Here is a 19,555-nt window from a genome sequence, read left to right as displayed (position 1 = left end):
TTGCGAGAAGACTTTATTTCTTTGCTGCCTGACCATATTGATCAGCCATCACTTCGACCAAATGTTCAGGTTTAATATACTTCTTAATTACTCTGTTAACGTCAGCAACAGTCAATTTAGTTAACTCTTGATCATGACGAATTCGGTCTTGCAATGTTTTGTTTGTTTCAAGCTGTAGATTTAACATGCCATGAATATTACGCTCATCTTCTAAAGCCGTAACTCGTTTCTTCATGATATCTGCTTTAGCAGCTTCAAGCTCTTGCCCAGTTACCCCATTTTTAACCAAGTTATTTAACACTTTGTGTATTGAAGCAGACACTTGTGCTGAGCGACCTGAAGTATAATTTGCACTAATGCTTAAGGCCCCTACATTCGAGTCACGGTCAAGTTGTAGCCCGCTTCCAAAACCATACACCAGCGCATTTTTCTCACGAAGCTCTTGAGCCAAACGTGAGGAAATTTGAGATTCCCCTAAAATATAGTTCATTAAAATGAGAGCAGATGCATCTGGATGGTTTTTCCCAACTGGAATTGAAAGCACACTTTGGTAGCTACCAAATTCACGCTGCTCAGAAAGAACATGAACTTGTTGTGCTGGAAAATCTACGTGATCAATCAAGATTTTTTGATATGGCTGCTTACCGTTCCAACGACCAAATTCCTGATTCAGTAATTTTTGCATTTTTTTCGCATCAAATTCGCCTGTAATGGCAATTTGAGCATGGTTCATTGCAAAGAAACGCTCATATAACTCTTTCACTTGCTCTTGAGTTGCATTTTTCAACTGCTGTTTTGCCAGTTCAGGTTCGAAGTGATAACGCAAATCACCTGGTTGATATTCTTCAAGTAAACGTGAAAGTGTTAAACCCGCCACCACATCTGGCTCGGTATAAGGACGATCTAGGCTTGATAAGCTTTGCGATTTAATTAAATCAAATTGAGATTGTTCAAATTTCGGATTTTTCATCACATCAAGAACAAACTTGAAAAACTCATCAAATTTTTCTGATTTAGACTGAATATTAATGGTCATGCCATTGCCGTCAGCACTTGCATAAGCCGCGCCGCCTGCATCAATTGATTTATCGGCAATATCTTGCAAACTGTATTTATCAGAACCACGGAGCAATAAGTATGAGGTTAGATCAACTACTGTACCTTTATTAAATAAAGATTTTTCTGTTCCGAAGTCCATCGTAATCGTTGCATAAGTACGATCATCGCGTGTTTCAACTGGGAATAAAGCATACTTCATTCCATTTTTCAGTTTTCCACGGATGATCTTTTTCTCATTGCTTTCAACATATTGCTTAGAAGTTTTTAAAAACTCAGCAACTTCTTGTTGATATACCTTCGGATCTTTTAAAGGCTCGGCCTTTGCTTCGACCTGATCTAGAGTTTTAGGTGTCTCTTTTGAATTTTGCTGTTGCGCTTTTTTCTGGTCTTCAGGTGTTGGCAAAATATCGCCATCAATACGATGATCAGCCACAAGGAACTGTTTTAAAGTTTGATTCACATCATCTAGCTTAACTTTTTCTACAGAATCTAAATCTTTAAAATATTGATCCCATTGCCCGCCAGCGACGGTGTAATCACTTAACCGTGACCCAAGTGCTACCGCATCTTTTGTGATTAGATCACCTTGAGTTTTCATTAAACTTTTAACACGATTTAATTCAACTTCAGTAAACGGCTTCCCTTTTTCAATGCCTGCTAACAAAGAACTTTCAACTTTTTTAGGGTCATTACTTGGTGAATAAATGGCACCTAGAAACACCACATTAAAATCTTGGTCTAACCAAGTACTAGCTTCAACATTTGTGGTAATACCTGTTTCCACCATGTTCTGGTATAGGTGACCACTTGGCTGCATGGTATATAACAAAGGAGCTAAAGCGAGTGTCGGCTGAATTTTGGTATTTTTACCATTCATATAGATATGGAATTTAGCCAGATCACTGCCCTTTTTCACCATGAATTGACGATTTTTTATTCTTGTAGAGTCAAGCACAGGAATCTGTACAGTTTTAGGAACCGCTCTTGCCGCAATTGGACTAAAATATTGATCTATTGTTTTTAAGACATCAGTCTTATCAAATTTACCTGAGATCACCATAACCGCATTATTGGGTGCATACCAGCTACGATAAAACTGGTTCAATTCAGGCATCTTAATAGATTTAAGCTCAGGCAAATCGCCAATAGGTAAACGTCCTAAATATTGGTTACCGTAAGCTGACTTCCACATTTGATCCATCAGCACAGCAAAAGGCTGATCCATACGGACTTCACGTTCACGCTTTACAATTTCAATCTCGGAAGGAACAAACTTTTCTTGAAGAACTAATTTATCCATACGCTCAGATTCAAGATACAGTACCTGATCAAGCGCAGTTTTTTCTGGACGAACGATATTAGTATATTTTGTTGAATAATAATCAGTGCTGGCGTTTGTCATCAATGTATATTGATCTAAACGACGCTGGAATTCTTCCCCTTTAACATTTTGTGTCCCCTTAAAAGCCAAATGCTCAAGCAAATGAGCTAAGCCACTTTTACCTTGCGGGTCATTTAATGAGCCTGTTAAATAAATGGTATTAATAAAGATTTTATTTTCTTTGTCATTCGGTGCAAGCACAATCCGAAAACCATTATCTAATTTATATTCCTCAATATTTTGCTTACTTTTTACTAGTGTAGTTTGTGCCCAAGACGCAGCACTTAAACCAAGAATACATAGGGAGAGTGTCAGTTGTTTAAACTGCATAAACATATAAATACCAATTAATTTGAATAATAAAAAATCAATAGTTGTGGGACTATAGTAGGAAATTTGAACTAACTTTCATAGTAAAGTTTTGAAAAAAAAGCCGTTTATTTAAACGGCCTTATATTTTAAGGAAAAATTTCAGCTTGCATATAAAGCTTCCCATACCCCGAAACTTCAATACGTTCCTGATTCAGGACATTGCAATATAAAACGCCTCCACGGCTAGAAGCCTGATAAGCCGTAATATTATTTTTAGCAAGTTTTTCTGCCCATAATGGCGCTATTGCCGTATGAATTGAACCTGTAACAGGGTCTTCTTCAATGCCCGCGACAGGGGCAAAATAACGCGATACACAATCATATTGTTGATCGGCTTTTGAGGTGATGGCAACATCCATCCCTGCAGTAGTAATCGCAGTTCTCTTGCCTAGAGCTTTGAGCAAATTCATGTCAGGCTGCTCATCTAATACATCTTGTACTGATTCATACTCAACAATGTAGGCTTGAACATTTTGATAAACTGCTTTAAAAGGTTTTGTTAAAGCTTGACGTAAAATAGCTGGATAATCTTCAACTTGATGAGCTTTGCGAATTGGAAAATCCATTCTGATTTTACCGTCTTCATCTTGGTGAACCACAAAAAGACCTAAGTTTCGTACATGGAAATTAATTGTCTTTTTGTCAGTAAAATCTTTAAATAATACGAAAGCGCTGGCAAGCGTGGCATGCCCACAGAAATCAACTTCAACTGTTGGAGTGAACCAACGGATTTCATAGTTTTCAGAGTCTATAATTTTTACAAAAGCAGTTTCAGACAAATTATTCTCAAGTGCTATCTTCTGCATTAAATCTGTATCTAGCCACTCTTTTTCAACAACGACAGCGGCCGGATTTCCACGAAATAACTCTTTTGTAAAAGCATCGACTTGATACATTTTCATGATAGTACTCTCTTTTGTAATAGACTCATTTTCGAAAATTATTTAAAAGAAAAACAGATACAGTTTTTTTAGAATTAACATCACAGTAGCAATTTATGCCTATAAAAAACGGCTCATCCAGAATAGAGAGCCGTTTTTTTATTGATTTTTAATGATGTTGAGTTAACTCAATTTCATCTTCACTGTTTAATATTTCTTTATCAGTTTGACCCATCAATTGGCTCGTAACTACGCCAGCAGTCATCGAACCATTTACGTTTAACGCAGTACGTCCCATATCAATGAGTGGCTCGATTGAAATAAGAAGCGCAACCAACGTTACAGGTAAACCCATGGCAGGAAGCACAATCAACGCAGCGAAAGTCGCACCACCACCTACTCCTGCAACCCCAATTGAACTTAAGGTCACAATACCGACTAACGATGCAATCCACATTGGGTCTAAGGTGTTAATACCCATTGTAGGTGCAACCATCACTGCCAGCATTGCAGGATACAAACCCGCACAGCCATTTTGACCAATGGTAGCACCAAAAGAAGCAGAGAAACTTGCAATAGATTCAGGCACACCCAAACGACGAGTTTGTGTTTCAATGCTCAGTGGAATACTTGCTGCACTTGAACGGCTAGTGAATGCGAACGTTAAAACTGGAGCAACTTTCTTAAAGAATTTAAGCGGAGAAACACCGGTCATAGTCAAAATAATGGCATGTACGACAAACATAATCGCCAAGCCTAAATAAGATGCAACCAAGAAACCGCCTAGATTTAAGATATCTGCAACGTTTGAACTTGCCACGACTTTTGTCATAAGCGCAAATACGCCATATGGTGTAAGAGTCATCACTAAGCGCACAAGCTTCATTACCCATGACTGCAACGTCTGAATCGCAGTCAGAATACGTTGACCTTTTTCTGCGTCATCCTTCATTAGGTTAAGCGCTGCTATACCTAAAAAGACGGCGAAAATAACCACACTAATAATTGATGTTGGATTTGCACCAGTCAATTCAGCAAATGGGTTACTTGGAATAAAGGAAAGAATAAACTGCGGCACACTTAAATCGGTAACTTTGCCTACATAGTCTGTATTAATCGCAGTTAAGCGTGCAGTTTCAGCAGCACCTTGCACCAAACCTTTTGCAGTTAAGCCAAACAGGTTTGTAACAAATACCCCTACCAGTGCAGCAATCAGCGTTGTAAAGAGTAAAGTACCGATCGTATAAAAACTGATTTTGCCTAAAGAAGATGCTTGGTGTAATTTTGCCACCGCTCCCAAAATAGACACAAATACCAAAGGCATCACGACCATTTGTAAAAGTTTTACATAGCCGTTTCCAACGATATTAAACCAGCTAATAGATTCAGCAAGAATCGGATGGCCACCGCCATAAATCAAATGTAGTCCTAAACCAAACACCACACCTAGAACTAAGCCAGCCAGAACTTTTTTCGATAAGCTCCAGTCCGTTTTACGTGTTTGGGCGAGTAAAAATATTAACCCGACAAAAACCACAATATTGATGATTAAGGGTATATTCATTCCCAAACTCCAAATTATTGCTTGTGTCATCTTTCAAGGGGGCATATTTGACCATAGCCGGCCTATATAAACTACCCTTTTCAACAATTTTATAGCATCAAGATGATTACAAACCTCTGTGAGAATATAAAATGACTTTTTCATACATATATATCATTTTTAATTTATAAATTAAGTTGGATATTTACGTATGAAAATCAATCACAACCTAAGCAACCTTTAATTCAAATTGTTGCTCAATAAAATGAATAAACTGCTTTAAATTGGGTCCCCATGTTTCAGGAGACTGGGCAATCAAGTAGGTAGTAAAATGAGCGGATTCAGTATTAAGTTCAAAACAACTTAATGACACTTTCTCGACTACTTTGTTTAGATATGACTTTGGCAATAAAGCAAAACCAACGCCTAATTCCACACAGCTTACAATCCCGTCCAGACTGCCCATTTCCATAATTTGTGAAGGCGGAACACTGTGATCATTTAAAAACAACTCAATTGCATGCCGATAGGAACATCCCTGCCGAAACGCAATAAATCGGGTCTTTGCAAGCTTGGCAACATCTGGAAAGTGAGTTTGCTGTTTCGGACAAACCAAAACCAATTGTTCTTGCCACACAGGAAAACTATATAACTCTGGAATCAGATATTTAGAAGCAACGAAAGCACAATCAACCTCTCCTTGCTGCACAGCGCTTAACAAATATCGTGTCGGATGAGTTTGCAGCTCGATCGGCAAATTCGGATATTGCTGCATACATTGATTGAGTAATTGAGGTAGACGTATTGCTGCTGTCGTTTCCATACTGCCCAAACGAATGGTTTCGTTCGGGTCAATATCACCCTCTTGAAAGATTTTTTTCGCTTTATTATGTAGCGCAATCATTTGAACAGCGTAACTATGTAGCTGTTGTCCAGCATTCGTTAAGGTCACTGGGTTATTACGATTGAATAAAATAACCCCTAACTCTTCTTCAAGCTTTTTCACATGGCTCGTGATATTCGATTGAACCGTATACATTTTTTGTGCAGCCAAGGAAAAACTTCCACTCTCTGCAACTGCTAAAAAAAACTCTAGAGACTTAAGCAACATAGCACTATCTCAAAACAAGATAATTACCATCATATTAAATCATTTTTAAAGATTTAAAAACTCGCTTTTAATAATAAAAAAATTGAGCGTCCTCTCATGTCTAGGTTTTATCGAATGAGCTTAATTGTCTTTTTGGCAACTTGTTTGGGAATTGGTGTTTTTAGATTTTCCTATACTGCGCTTATGCCCATCATGATCGAGCAATACCACTGGACTCACGATTTTGCCAGCTTCTTAGGCAGTGCAAATTTATTGGGATATCTCATTGGTGCCTTATTAGCGCTCTTAAGTATTAAAGAAAAGTACATCCCACCCATGATTGTATTGTCGGCTATAGCGGGGAGCCTTAGCCTACTCTGTTGTTCATTCATGGATATGCCCCTGGTGTGGTTCATTTTTTGGCGTACGATTTCAGGTATTGCTGGTGGCTTACTTATGATTTTGGCGCCTAGCTTTGCGATGAAATACATACCAAATACACAAAGATTAAAAGTTAATTTTTTAGGATTTAGCGGAATTGGTGTAGGTGTTTTATCCGCTACAATTATTATTCCCCTACTTCAAAATATGCCTGTTCATTATGTTTGGGATATTTTTTCAGGTCTTTCGCTATTAGGAAGCTTAACTCTTTATCGATTATTAAATCGTAATACTGCCCAAATTATTAAGCCGCAATCGACCAATATACAAGTCTCACAAAAATCAGGTTTGGGTCTGGTTATTATTATTGCCTATATGTGTAGTGCCTTTGCCTATATTCCACATTCTTTGTTTTGGATGGACTATTTATCTGGAACTCTGCATTTCCCATTACAACAAAGAAATTTATTCTGGGTTCTCTATGGAGCGGGAAGCTGCATTGGTGCACTTGTCGCTTATTGCTTAAGCCGAATAATGGGATATATACAAGCCATTAAATGGTTATATGGCATTTACTGCCTAGCCGTTGTTTTACCTTTCCTTTCACAGACCACTTCTTTACTAGCTTTGTCTTCGCTTCTAACAGGCTTACTCACTCCCGCAACCGTATTTATTAGTTCTTATAGTCTGCTACAGATTTATGAGCAACATTATCAAAAACTTTGGAGCCTTGCCACTATTGGGTTTGCTAGCACTCAGCTTTTAGGTGGGGTGGTCATTAGTACTTTGCATCATTTGCATTGGTCTTATGCCCACCTCTTTCTTTTGGGCGGAATCGTTCTTCTTTTTGCGGTTTGCCTTTTATTTCCTGTACGCCCTTCTTTCACCTCAACTCTCGGAGAAACCAAATCGTGAAAACTCTGCTCTTTCCTTTATTTCTAGTTGCTTTCGTTCTTGTTATTCAAGCCCTAGACCAGAGTTATCAAAAGAAAACTGGTTTTATTAAAACTCCGAAGCATCCCGAATTTATGCAATAAAAAAAGCCCTCAATCGAGGGCTTTTTAATAGAAGACTACTCTCCCATATGTTTGATAATCGCATCACCAAATTCAGAACAACGCAACAAGGTTGCACCCGGCATTAAACGCTCAAAATCATAAGTTACGGTTTTAGCTGCAATCGCTCCAGCAATTCCTTTAATGATTAGGTCTGCAGCTTCTGTCCAGCCCATATCACGTAGCATCATTTCCGCAGAAAGAATAATAGAACCCGGGTTTACTTTATCCTGACCTGCATATTTAGGTGCCGTACCATGCGTTGCTTCATAAACTGCAATTGCACCGCCAATATTTGCACCTGGTGCAATACCAATACCGCCTACTTCTGCTGCCAAAGCATCAGAAATATAATCACCATTTAAATTTAGCGTGGCAATCACAGAGTAATCGGCTGGACGCATGAGAATCTGCTGTAAAAACGCGTCTGCAATGACATCTTTAATAATGATGTCTTTACCAGTTCTAGGATTTTTAATTTTAACCCATGGGCCACCATCAATCAGTTCTCCACCGAAACGATCTTGAGCTAATTCATAGCCCCACTCTTTAAATGCGCCTTCGGTGTATTTCATGATATTACCCTTGTGAACCAGCGTCACAGAAGGCTTATCATTTTCGATTGCAAACTGAATGGCTTTACGGACTAAACGCTGTGTTCCTTCTTTTGACACTGGTTTAATTCCAATGCCACATCCTTCAGGGAAACGAATTTTTGTGACACCCATTTCTTCTTGAAGGAACTTAATGACTTTTTTTGCTTCTTCAGAATCAGCTTTCCATTCAATCCCTGCATAGATATCTTCCGAGTTCTCACGGAAAATCACCATATCAGTTAATTCAGGATGTTGAACGGGTGAAGGAACGCCTTCAAACCAACGTACTGGTCGTACGCAAACATATAGATCTAATTCTTGGCGCAAAGCAACGTTGAGTGAACGGATGCCTCCACCTACTGGTGTGGTTAAAGGACCTTTGATTGATACAACGAACTCGCGAAGTGCTTCGAAAGTTTCTTCGGGCATATAGTTGCCATAAATTTTATTGGCTTTTTCGCCGCAATACACTTCCATCCATTCGATCGAGCGTTTGCCACCGTAAGCTTTTAAAATAGCAGCATCTACGACTGCTTTCATGGTTGGCGTAATATCTACACCAATACCATCACCCTCAATGAAAGGAATAATTGGATGATTTGGTACGTTCAGTGATAGGTCTGCATTTACTTTGATTTTGTCGCCGTCGGCAGGAACCACGATCTTCTGATAACCCATTGTGTAGATTCTCCCTTTTATAATACTTAATTAACTAAAAATAATTATCGATAAACAATACTTTCAACTTTTATTAACGCATAATAGCTTAATCGAATTTAATTCTTTTTGAGATTTATGTGGGAAATAAGCAAATTTCGCACTTAAATATAGCTCAATGTTTTCTCTAGTTATTTGAAAGAAGAAGCCATTTTTTATGAAAATTGTGATTCTCAACAAGCCATATGACGTTCTCTCCCAGTTTCGTAAAGACGAAGCACACATGACCGTCTCTGACTTTGTTGATGACCCGACTTTGCGCTTGGCAGGCCGTCTTGATATGGACTCTGAGGGTTTAGTTTTTTTAACCGATCATGGTGGTCTGAATCAGTTCATTACCAACCCTGCAAATAAAAAATACAAAACGTATTTAGTTCAAGTTGATGGCGATGTAACCGAAGAAGCGCTTGAGCAACTTCGTAAAGGTGTAGAACTGAATGATGGTATGACGCTTCCTGCTAAAGCCATTAAAGTCAGTGAACCTGAATGGTTATGGGAACGCAATCCACCCGTACGTTACCGTGCAAATATTCCGACATCTTGGATTGAGATTTCAATTTGTGAAGGCCGTAACCGCCAAGTTCGTCGTATGACTTCTGCGGTAGGTTTTCCAACTTTACGTTTAATTCGTACTAAAATTGGCTCAATTGACTTAGTTCAACTTGGTTTAAGACCGGGTGATGTAAAAGAAATTGAACCATTACTCTACCCTGACTTTAAAGATGTACCAGCTGAACAGCCTTATCGCTCGCGTTCATACGTGAAAAAGCCAGGTGGTACGGGTGGCAAACCAATGGTTCGCAAGAACAAAGATGGTTCTGCGAAAAAGTCTGGTACAAAACGTATCTGGCAAATGGATGAAAGCGAGAAACCACGTCGTAAGACCAATGGTACAACTCGTCCAAATACCAAAGCACCACGTGGTCGTGGCCGCAATGGTCGATAAGATTTAATCTTTTAAAAGCTCACATCAGTGGGCTTTTTTAATGTCTTTTATTTTAGGCAATAAAAAACCGGTGCATATGCACCGGCTCTTAAGCTAATTACTAACGAGTTAGTAATTAAGCCTCAACTGTTGCAAGAGCTGCATTAAATGTAGCACTTGGACGCATTACAGCATTTACTTTAGTTGGGTCGATAGCGTAGTAACCGCCGATGTCCGCTGGTTTACCTTGTACTTGAGCAAGTTCAGCAACAATCTTCTCTTCATTTTCAGCTAAAGCTTTAGCAAGAGGAGCAAATTTAGCTTTCAACTCAGCATCTTCGTTCTGAGCAGCAAGCGCTTCAGCCCAGTAAAGTGACAAGTAGAAGTGGCTGCCACGGTTATCGATTTCACCAGTACGACGTGATGGAGACTTGTCATTGTCAAGCAATTTACCAGTCGCTTCATCAAGTGTCTTCGCAAGTAACTTAGCACGAGCATTATTTTCTTTAATGCCCATTTCTTCTAAAGATACTGCAAGCGCAAGGAACTCACCAAGTGAATCCCAACGTAAGTGGTTTTCTTCAACAAGTTGTTGTACGTGTTTTGGTGCTGAACCACCTGCACCAGTTTCGTACATACCACCACCCGCCATTAGCGGAACGATAGACAACATTTTTGCAGAAGTACCAAGTTCCATAATTGGGAACAAGTCAGTTAAGTAGTCACGTAAGATGTTACCAGTCACAGAAATCGTGTCTAGGCCACGTACGACGCGCTCAAGTGTGTAACGCATTGCACGTACTTGAGACATGATTTGGATATCAAGACCAGTCGTATCATGATCTTTTAAGTACTTTTGTACTTTCTTGATCAATTCGTTTTCGTGTGGACGGTACGGGTCAAGCCAGAAGATTGCAGGCATACCTGAGTTACGTGCACGAGTTACTGCAAGTTTAACCCAGTCACGAATCGGAGCATCTTTAACCTGACACATACGCCAGATATCGCCTTCTTCAACATTTTGAGTCAATAACACTTCACCAGTGTCAAGATCGGTAATATTTGCAATACCAGCTTCTGAAATCTCAAAAGTCTTGTCGTGAGAACCGTATTCTTCAGCTTTTTGAGCCATCAAACCAACGTTTGGTACTGTACCCATAGTCTTCGGATCGAAGTTACCATGCCACTTACAGAAGTTGATCATTTCTTGGTAAATACGGGCAAATGTTGATTCTGGCATTACTGCTTTAGCATCGTATTGCTTACCATCAGCACCCCACATTTTACCACCAGCACGGATCATTGCTGGCATAGAAGCATCTACGATGATGTCGTTTGGAGAGTGGAAGTTTGTGATGCCTTTTGCCGAGTCAACCATTGCAAGTGCAGGACGGTGTTCTTGACAAGCATGTAAGTCTTCAATGATTTCTTCACGTAATGAAGTTGGAAGAGTTTCGATTTTCTCGTACAACCCAGCCATACCGTTATTAACGTTAATGCCTAATTCGTCAAATAACTTACCGTGCTTTTCGAAAGCTTCTTTGTAATAGATTTTCACACAGTGACCGAAAACGATCGGGTGTGAAACTTTCATCATTGTCGCTTTTACGTGTAAAGAGAATAAAATTCCCGCTTCTTTACAATCATCAAGTTCTTTTTCATAGAAATCACAAAGTGCTTTCTTGCTCATGAACATTGAATCAATGATTTCACCTTCTTGAAGCGCAACTTTTGGCTTAAGAACAATGCTCTTACCACTATTCGTGATAAGTTCCATTTTCACATTACGTGCGCGATCAAGTGTCATTGATTTTTCACCATGGTAGAAGTCACCTTCTTCCATATGTGAAACGTGAGTTTGTGACCACTGTTTCCACTCGCTCATTGAATGAGGGTGTTTTTTCGCATAGTTTTTAACTGCTGCTGGAGCACGGCGGTCAGAGTTACCTTCACGAAGGACAGGGTTTACTGCTGAACCAAGGCACTTACCATAACGAGCTTTGATTGATTTTTCTTCTTCAGTCGTTGGATTTTCCGGATAATCAGGAATTGCGTAACCTTTTGATTGAAGCTCTTTGATACATGCAGTTAATTGCGCAACAGACGCACTAATGTTCGGGAGTTTGATAATGTTTGTATCTGGATCTTGTGTAAGACGACCTAGCTCTGCAAGGTTGTCGGATACCTTTTGCTCTTCACTTAGGTAATCAGCGAATTCTGCGAGCACACGTGCAGCTACAGAGATGTCACTTTTAATAATCTCGATGCCAGCTGGCTTGGTAAAGGTCTCAATGATCGGCAGTAGCGAATAGGTCGCCAATAATGGCGCCTCATCAGTCAGTGTGTAAATAATAGTTGACTTTTCACCAGCCATATATAGCCCCTTCCGTTTGATTGAGTGTTGAGGACCGAGCTTGTGGCCCAGTGCCTACGAACCGATATGCTTAAATAAAACCCTGAGAGTATCGGCTCTCATTGTCTTCCAGTCAACGAAATATCCAGTGATAACGACATTTCGCAGCGAAATAATACATAATTTAAATCTATTGATAATATTCCTATACCCAACTTTAAGTAATACATAATTCATCATTACTTTTTTAGGGACTGAATACGATTAAATTACATGAGATATCTTTCAGAGTTCTGACAATTATTATACTTTTCATTCAAAACAAACTCAAAGATAAAACGAATCTCATCGTTTAGCAGCACTTAAAAAATAAAAAACCGACGTACAAAACATCGGTTTTTTATAAACTATTTATCTGTTATTTAAGCTTTTAACCATTTTTCAGTTTTAGCCTGATCTTCAATAATAAGTTCAACTTCAGTTAAATCAGATGTAGCACATTCAACTTCAAAAGATAGTAACTCATCGCGACGGAAAGCAAACACAGTATAAGTACCGCCCTGCTTTGCATACTTCTCAACAAGTTTAGTGGTCGCTTTTAGCCCATCAATTGCAATAATTACATCATTGGCAGAAATACCTGCTTTAGCTGCTGCGCTATCACGGCGAGTACTTTGCACGAGTACACCTTCAGGCTTATCAACAAGTTTCAAACCAAGTGGCAAAGATTTGTCAGTTTTAACTCTATAACTTAAGCCAAACTCAGGGAACAGTTGATCAAGTGGCAATTCATCAGTGGTATTAATCAAATGATTAATTTGTTCAATCCAGCTATCACCCGTCAGTTCTTTACATAAATCAAAAATGGTTCTTTCGTTTACTTGCATACCATTTTGAGTGTTTTCATATAACCGACGCATTAAAGCATCAAGACTAGAACCCCGTAGACGTAAACCTAAATCTAGACATAATGCTACAAGCGAACCTTTATTGTAGTAACTGGTGCCCGCATTATTCGAGTTTTCATCTTGGCGATAAAATTTAATCCACGCGTCAAAACTTGACTCTGCAACTGTTTGAACAAAACGACCTGGGTTTTGCAAATAACGGTCAATTTGTGCTTTGAGTAAATCAAGATAAGACTTCTGAGAAATTACGCCACTACGTAATAAAATCAGGTCATCGTAATATGAAGTAAAGCCTTCAAATATCCACAATAAAGACGTGTAGCCTTCTTGATGCAAATTATAGTTTGCAAAGTTTTCTGGGCGGATAAACTTGACTAACCATGAATGAAAATATTCATGACTACATAAGCCTAAAAAGCGTTGATAATCTTTAGAAGGTTCAGTTGGTTCATTCGATTTTGGCAAATCCTCACGCGGTGTAATCAAGCTTGTGCTATTACAATGCTCTAATCCGCCATAACTATTCCCTGTTGCCATGGTCATAAAGGTATAGTTTTTAAATGGTGCTGACCCGAACATATTTATTTCAGCTGCACAAATCTTTTCAATATCGGCTTTTAGGCGATCAATATTGGTATTGTGCGAACCAGAAATTACGAACTCATGTTCAATGCCGTTCGTCTCAAAACTAAAGCGTGTTTGATCAGCCAATTCAAATGGACTATCAATCAGTTGATCGTAATGATCTGCTTTTAAAGTAAATCGACCTTTGACTAAGCTTTTTGAAGCTAAGCCTGTTGCTAACTGAAAATGCTTTAATTCATCCGGCAAGAAAACTTCGACTTCACAAGCAGACTGCTCCTGCCCTTCTAAAGCCAAACATACACACGCAGGATTAATATATAGACGAGTCTGGTCTACATAAGCACCACGGACAGACAAGTCATATGCATACACATCATATTCAATCGTCATTAATTCATGATCTGTATTAAATAAACGCCAGCGATTCTTGCTCGTTTTTTTAATGTCCAGCAGACGTCCAGCTTCATCATAAGCTTTAACGGATTCAATATGTTTTGAGAACTCTCGAATTAGATAACTACCTGGAATCCACGTTGGTAGCCAAAGTTCCTGATTTGGGTTGGCTAAAAAACGAATTGTCACGTGAACAAGGTGCTGTTTGTAATCATCGAACTCAATTTGATAATGCAACATAAATTCTTCAATTTAAAATAAGAACGGCTTCACATTAGATTATCACTTTTTTGTATCGTCTTGCGTAGATGTATTTTTTGGCAACAATTCCCACTAGCCTTCCATGAAAAAAAGGCATAGCATGCTGTGCATCTGTGTCCCGTATTTGCCAGTGAAGTTAAGGTCATCCGTGAAATTTTTTCTATCTCTTTTTACCCTCTTTAGTATTTTTTGTACTACTCTAACCAATGCTGCACTACTCAATATTGCACCTGAAAGTGTTGAAGCTGCTGCATGGACTATTGTAGATACTCAATCGGGTCAAATCATTGCTGAGCATAATAGCCATGTGCAACGTGCACCAGCATCTTTAACCAAAATGATGGTTGCCTACATTGCCCTAAAAGAGATTAAAGCTGGAAAACTGAAAAAAGAAGAAATCATTACTGCAACTCCAGTGGTTAGTGTTGTGCAGTGGGATGAATCACAAATGTATCTTAAAGCTGGTGAACAGATTTCAGTTGATCAGTTATTGGCAGGTTTAATCGTAATGTCTGCTAATGATGCAGCCGTGACTTTAGCTGAAAAAATCTCTGGTGATGTTCCGCGCTTCGTGCAACGTATGAATCAGGAAGCTCAAGCTTTGGGTATGAAAGATACTCATTTTAGTAATCCTGCCGGAATTACGATGCCAGACCATTTCACTACAGCACACGACCTTAGCTTATTAAGTCAGGCTGTAATTAAGCAGACCCCTGAATATTTGCATTATTCAAAAATGCCAAACTTTAGTTATAACCAACGCTTCCATCATGCGACAAACCTTGCGCTCAAATATGACCCATATGTAGATGGCCTAAAAACGGGATATACCAAAGCAGCGGGTTATAATTTGGCACTCACAGCTTCACGTCCTTCATTCTCATCTGACTTAACTCAAAGACGTTTATTAGTCATTGTTTTAGGTACACCGAGTGCTGTAAAACGCGCTGAGATTGCAGATAAATTAATGAATCTTGCTTACGCCTATACACGTGATGAAGTGATTATTCCTGAGCAGAAATTAATTGCTGAACTACCTGTTGTAAAGTCGACTTTAAAAATGTTTAAGGTTGAAACAAAGCAACCAACAATTGTAACGACATCTTTATATGCAGACCCAGCACCAATTGACCTAAATACTTTTGATAATGCAACTCAACGCGTTCAAGTACTTGATAGTAACCAACAGCTCAAGGTGATTGCTCCACTTGAAACGACTCAAACACATGTAAACATTGAGCTCAATGAAAAACAATTAACTGCGCCATTAATGAAAGTCGTAAGTTTGGCAACAGTATCGATTTATCAAAATAATCAACTGATCCGTAGTCTTCAAATCGAAGATAACGTACATATTGAAGAAGCCAACATTTTCCAAAAAATCGCAATGTGGTTTTCTAGCCTCTTCTCTATTTTTTCATCAAGTGAACATAGTGCTGCTAAACTCTACCCAGTAGATTCGCACTAAAAACATCAAATTGTGCACAGACGCACAATAATTTTTATAAATAAAAGATGGCATAATTTAGCCATCTTTTTTTATAGAAAAATAATTAGGTGAAAAAAATGACCCAAAATTTACATCATATTGTAATTGTTGGTGGTGGTGCTGGCGGCTTAGAACTGGCAACACAACTCGGTGAAACTTTTGGGAAAAATCGTAAAGCAAAGATTACATTGGTTGACCAAAACCTTACCCATATTTGGAAACCATTGCTTCATGAAATTGCTGCTGGTTCTTTAAATCCCCACGAAGAACAAACTAACTATTTTGCGCACTCAGAAAAACATCATTACGAATTTGTGCTCGGAACATTAGTTGGGGTTAATAAAGATAAAAAATTAATTGAACTAATGCTCCCTCAAGTGTCTAAGGATCAACAGAATCATTCGCAAGAGCTAAGTTATGACACACTTATTTTAGCGCTTGGTTCGGTATCAAATGATTTTAATACCACTGGAGTGCGTGAAAACTGCCATTTCCTTGATAGCAGAAAGCAAGCCGATATTTTCCAGCAAGATTTATTACATCTTTATATTGAAGCTCAAAATCAACCCAATCAACGAACTTTAAATATTGGAATTGTTGGTGCGGGAGCAACAGGTGTAGAACTGGCAGCTGAGTTAATTGAGACAACTAAAAACTTTTATCGATATGGTTTAAAGAAGATTCATCCAAACCAAGTCAAAATTACACTGATTGAAGCTTCTGAGCGTATTTTACCTGCTCTAAGCGATAAAACTGCTGAACACAGTGCTGAGCAACTCAAAAAAATGGGGGTTGAAATTTTAACTCAACACCGCGTTGAAAAAATTGATGAGCATTGCATCTACTTTAGCAATGGCAACCAACTTAAAAGTGATATTACCGTTTGGGCCGCAGGTGTAAAAGCACCGAAGGTATTAGAAAGTTTTACCGATTTTAAACGCGATAACATTAACCGCCTGATGGTCTATGCGACCTTGCAAACCTATTCTGATCCAAATGTATTTGCGTTTGGTGACTGTGCTCATTGCCAACTTGATGCAAGACATCCTCCACTTGGCCCCCGTGCTCAAGTTGCAAGCCAACAGGCCAGTTTCTTAGTCGATGCTATGGCTGCTCGACTAAATGGCCGATCACAGCCGATGTTTACATTTAACGACAAAGGTTCTCTCGTGTCTTTAAGTCGTCATAAAGCCGTTGGAGAATTACTTGGAGATGTAAGCGTGCAAGGCTATATTGCGAAAACAATGTATGTCTCTTTATATCGTTTACATCAAGCAACGATTCACGGATATACTCAGGCTGGACTACTCACAATGAAAGATTTACTTACAAGACGTGTACGTCCAAAAATTAAGCTGTATTAAGTTGAATTTTTTAAGTTCGTCCCTATTTATATAAAAACGCATCAGAAAAAGTGCCAAAGATTAAGATTTTGTAGTCTACAAAATTTATTTTTCACTTTATGATGTACGCTTCAATTGATTGAATGGATCAAAAACATGACTGCTATTGCAAATAACCACGTGGTTTCATTCCACTACAAATTAACAAACGCTGAGGGTGAAACACTTGATCAATCTCAAGGTGAACCACTTGCCTATTTGCACGGTGCAGGCAATATCATTCCTGGTTTAGAAAATGCATTAACAGGTAAAACTGTTGGTGAAAAATTCACTGTTAACGTTCCAGCTGCTGAAGGTTATGGCGAATACAACCCAGACCTAGTACAAGAAGTTCCAGCTCAAATGTTCCAAGGTGTTGAGAACATTCAACCTGGTATGCAATTCCAAGCTCAAACAGATGACGGCGTACAGATCGTTACTGTTAAAGCGGTTGAAGGCGACAACGTTGTTGTTGATGCTAACTTCCCACTTGCTGGTCAAGATTTAACTTTTGAAGTTGAAATCGTAGAAATCCGTGATGCTTCTCAAGAAGAATTAGATCACGGTCACGTACACGGTGCTGGTGGTCATCACCACTAATTCATCTTTAAAGATGATAAGAGCAAAGCTTCGGCTTTGCTTTTTTTATGTATTTATTTTTATATAATATTTTGATAATAATTCTTTAACTCACCTCACTCTATAAGGGCCAATTTTCATGTCAAACGTAAATCAGCTAATTTGGTTTCGTCAAGATTTGAGAGTTCGAGACCATGCTGCTTTATGGCATGCCTCTCAACAAGGGCCTTGTATTGGGTTAATTATTTTACCGCCTGAACAATGGAAAATGCATCACGATGCGCCTATAAAAATTAATTTCTATTTACGTCAACTTCAACAACTAAAAAAAGAACTAGAACAACTTAATATTCCCCTTATTATCCAAGTCATTCCTTACTGGAAAGATATCGCTGATTATATTGGTGAACTTAGCACTCAACTTAATATTGAAAATGTCTATTCAAATATAGAGATCGGCGTTAATGAATTAAAAAGAGATAAAACTGTACAAGATTTTTTAAATCAACAAGGTAAAGAGCTCTTTTTATTCCATGACCGTACGATTTTTCCTTTATGCTCTATTCGCAATCAATCACAGCAGCCCTACAAGATTTTCGGTGCATTCAAAAAAGCATGTTATTCAAAATTGGATATCAGTGGTTTACCTCAATGCTATCCAATTCCTGAAAAGCAAAGTAGCTATCCAGCGTCTTTTTCAAAAATAAACAGCTTAACTCTAGAAGATATTGAAGCTTTTTTTGATCCTTCTGTTTCTAAAGAGCAAAAAGGCTTATGGCCAGCTGGAGAAAATTTTGCTCTAGAGCAGCTCGACATATTTATTAAAGATCATTTATCTGATTATAAGTCTGAACGTGACTTTCCCAATGTAAGAGGAACTAGCCAACTTTCCCCCTACTTAAACATTGGGATTTTGTCTATCCGCCAGTGCCTGCAAGCTCTTTTTAGGGCTGAACATGGCAACTTTCATTTGACAAATGAAGGCCAGCAGACTTGGTTAGATGAACTCATTTGGCGAGAATTTTATCAACATATTTTATTTGATTTCCCCCATGTTTCTAAACATATTCCGTTTAAAAAAGACACTCAGAAAATTAAGTGGAATCACAACCCAGAGCACCTAATTGCATGGCAAACGGGCCAGACAGGTATACCGATTATTGATGCTGGAATGCGTCAACTTTTAAAAACGGGATGGATGCATAATCGTGTTCGCATGATTACCGCTATGTTTTTATGTAAAAACTTACTCATCGATTGGCGAGTAGGTGAACAATGGTTTATGGAGCATTTAATCGATGGGGATTTAGCAGCAAATAATGGTGGCTGGCAATGGTGTGCTTCTACCGGAACTGATGCCGTACCTTACTTTAGAATTTTTAACCCTATTGCTCAATCAAAGAAATTTGATCCAAATGGAGATTATATTCGTCAATGGGTTGAAGAATTAGCTCATCTAGACAATAAAGCCATTCATGAGCCCTACTCGACTAAAACGAATATTCAGTTAAATTATCCAAAACCAATTGTAGATTTAAAGGAAACTCGTCTTAAAGCAATTGAAACTTTCAAGAGTATTTAAATAAGAATTACGTCTTAAGTGTT

General features: G+C 38.6%; 14 protein-coding genes. 7 read left to right on the top strand and 7 right to left on the bottom strand.

Annotated elements, in window-relative coordinates:
• Positions 1-13: 13 nt before the first annotated feature.
• From F928_RS06630 to oxyR, 4 genes are all read right to left on the bottom strand, one after another.
• Entirely contained in the window at positions 14-2,776 is a 2,763-nt protein-coding gene (locus tag F928_RS06630) for a M16 family metallopeptidase (RefSeq protein ID WP_005073234.1), read from the bottom strand.
• Positions 2,777-2,898: 122 nt separating this feature from the next.
• A complete protein-coding gene (locus F928_RS06625; RefSeq protein ID WP_005073231.1) occupies positions 2,899-3,714 on the bottom strand; it encodes a PhzF family phenazine biosynthesis protein in 816 nt (271 codons plus the stop codon).
• A gap of 148 nt (positions 3,715-3,862) precedes the next feature.
• Entirely contained in the window at positions 3,863-5,257 is a 1,395-nt protein-coding gene (ydjN, locus tag F928_RS06620) for an L-cystine transporter (protein WP_002118474.1), read from the bottom strand.
• A gap of 208 nt (positions 5,258-5,465) precedes the next feature.
• A complete protein-coding gene (gene oxyR / locus F928_RS06615; protein WP_005073229.1) occupies positions 5,466-6,347 on the bottom strand; it encodes a LysR family transcriptional regulator in 882 nt (293 codons plus the stop codon).
• Between the two features lie 96 nt (positions 6,348-6,443).
• On the opposite strand from oxyR, the gene F928_RS06610 reads away from it, so the two are divergent.
• Together F928_RS06610 and F928_RS21835 are read left to right on the top strand one after the other, a co-directional pair.
• Positions 6,444-7,622 carry a YbfB/YjiJ family MFS transporter gene (locus tag F928_RS06610; protein WP_005073227.1) on the top strand — a complete coding sequence of 393 codons (1,179 nt, stop codon included), beginning with the start codon at positions 6,444-6,446 and terminating at the stop codon, positions 7,620-7,622.
• Positions 7,619-7,744: a hypothetical protein gene (locus F928_RS21835; protein ID WP_013197121.1), complete on the top strand. Its 126-nt coding sequence runs from the start codon at positions 7,619-7,621 to the stop codon at positions 7,742-7,744. The genes F928_RS06610 and F928_RS21835 overlap by 4 nt, the downstream gene beginning before the upstream one ends.
• A 35-nt stretch (positions 7,745-7,779) precedes the next feature.
• On the opposite strand, the gene icd is transcribed toward F928_RS21835, so the two are convergent.
• Positions 7,780-9,036, bottom strand: a complete 1,257-nt coding sequence (gene icd / locus F928_RS06605) for an NADP-dependent isocitrate dehydrogenase (RefSeq protein ID WP_005073225.1) — start codon at positions 9,034-9,036, stop codon at positions 7,780-7,782.
• A 196-nt stretch (positions 9,037-9,232) separates the two neighbouring features.
• Between icd and rluE the strand changes: the two genes are divergently transcribed.
• Positions 9,233-10,021 carry an rRNA large subunit pseudouridine synthase E gene (gene rluE / locus F928_RS06600; RefSeq protein ID WP_005067912.1) on the top strand — a complete coding sequence of 263 codons (789 nt, stop codon included), beginning with the start codon at positions 9,233-9,235 and terminating at the stop codon, positions 10,019-10,021.
• A gap of 115 nt (positions 10,022-10,136) precedes the next feature.
• On the opposite strand, the gene F928_RS06595 is transcribed toward rluE, so the two are convergent.
• Both F928_RS06595 and F928_RS06590 read right to left on the bottom strand, forming a co-directional pair.
• Positions 10,137-12,374: an NADP-dependent isocitrate dehydrogenase gene (locus tag F928_RS06595; RefSeq protein ID WP_002118624.1), complete on the bottom strand. Its 2,238-nt coding sequence runs from the start codon at positions 12,372-12,374 to the stop codon at positions 10,137-10,139.
• Between the two features lie 401 nt (positions 12,375-12,775).
• Positions 12,776-14,479, bottom strand: a complete 1,704-nt coding sequence (locus F928_RS06590; protein WP_005073224.1) for a M61 family metallopeptidase — start codon at positions 14,477-14,479, stop codon at positions 12,776-12,778.
• 169 nt (positions 14,480-14,648) lie between these two features.
• On the opposite strand from F928_RS06590, the gene dacD reads away from it, so the two are divergent.
• The 4 genes from dacD to phrB all read left to right on the top strand — a co-directional run bounded on the left by dacD (position 14,649) and on the right by phrB (position 19,532).
• A complete protein-coding gene (dacD, locus tag F928_RS06585; protein ID WP_002118897.1) occupies positions 14,649-15,968 on the top strand; it encodes a D-alanyl-D-alanine carboxypeptidase PBP6B in 1,320 nt (439 codons plus the stop codon).
• A 98-nt stretch (positions 15,969-16,066) separates the two neighbouring features.
• Positions 16,067-17,353: an NAD(P)/FAD-dependent oxidoreductase gene (ndh, locus tag F928_RS06580; RefSeq protein WP_005073217.1), complete on the top strand. Its 1,287-nt coding sequence runs from the start codon at positions 16,067-16,069 to the stop codon at positions 17,351-17,353.
• Positions 17,354-17,488: 135 nt separating this feature from the next.
• Entirely contained in the window at positions 17,489-17,971 is a 483-nt protein-coding gene (slyD, locus tag F928_RS06575) for an FKBP-type peptidyl-prolyl cis-trans isomerase (RefSeq protein ID WP_002118581.1), read from the top strand.
• 118 nt (positions 17,972-18,089) lie between these two features.
• Positions 18,090-19,532, top strand: a complete 1,443-nt coding sequence (phrB, locus tag F928_RS06570; RefSeq protein ID WP_005073214.1) for a cryptochrome/photolyase family protein — start codon at positions 18,090-18,092, stop codon at positions 19,530-19,532.
• Positions 19,533-19,555: the final 23 nt, after the last annotated feature.

Source organism: Acinetobacter pittii ATCC 19004 = CIP 70.29 (assembly GCF_000369045.1).
GTDB classification, from domain to species: domain Bacteria; phylum Pseudomonadota; class Gammaproteobacteria; order Pseudomonadales; family Moraxellaceae; genus Acinetobacter; species Acinetobacter pittii.
Note: the sequence above shows the minus strand (reverse complement) of the source record. Positions and strands in the feature narration are given on the sequence as shown.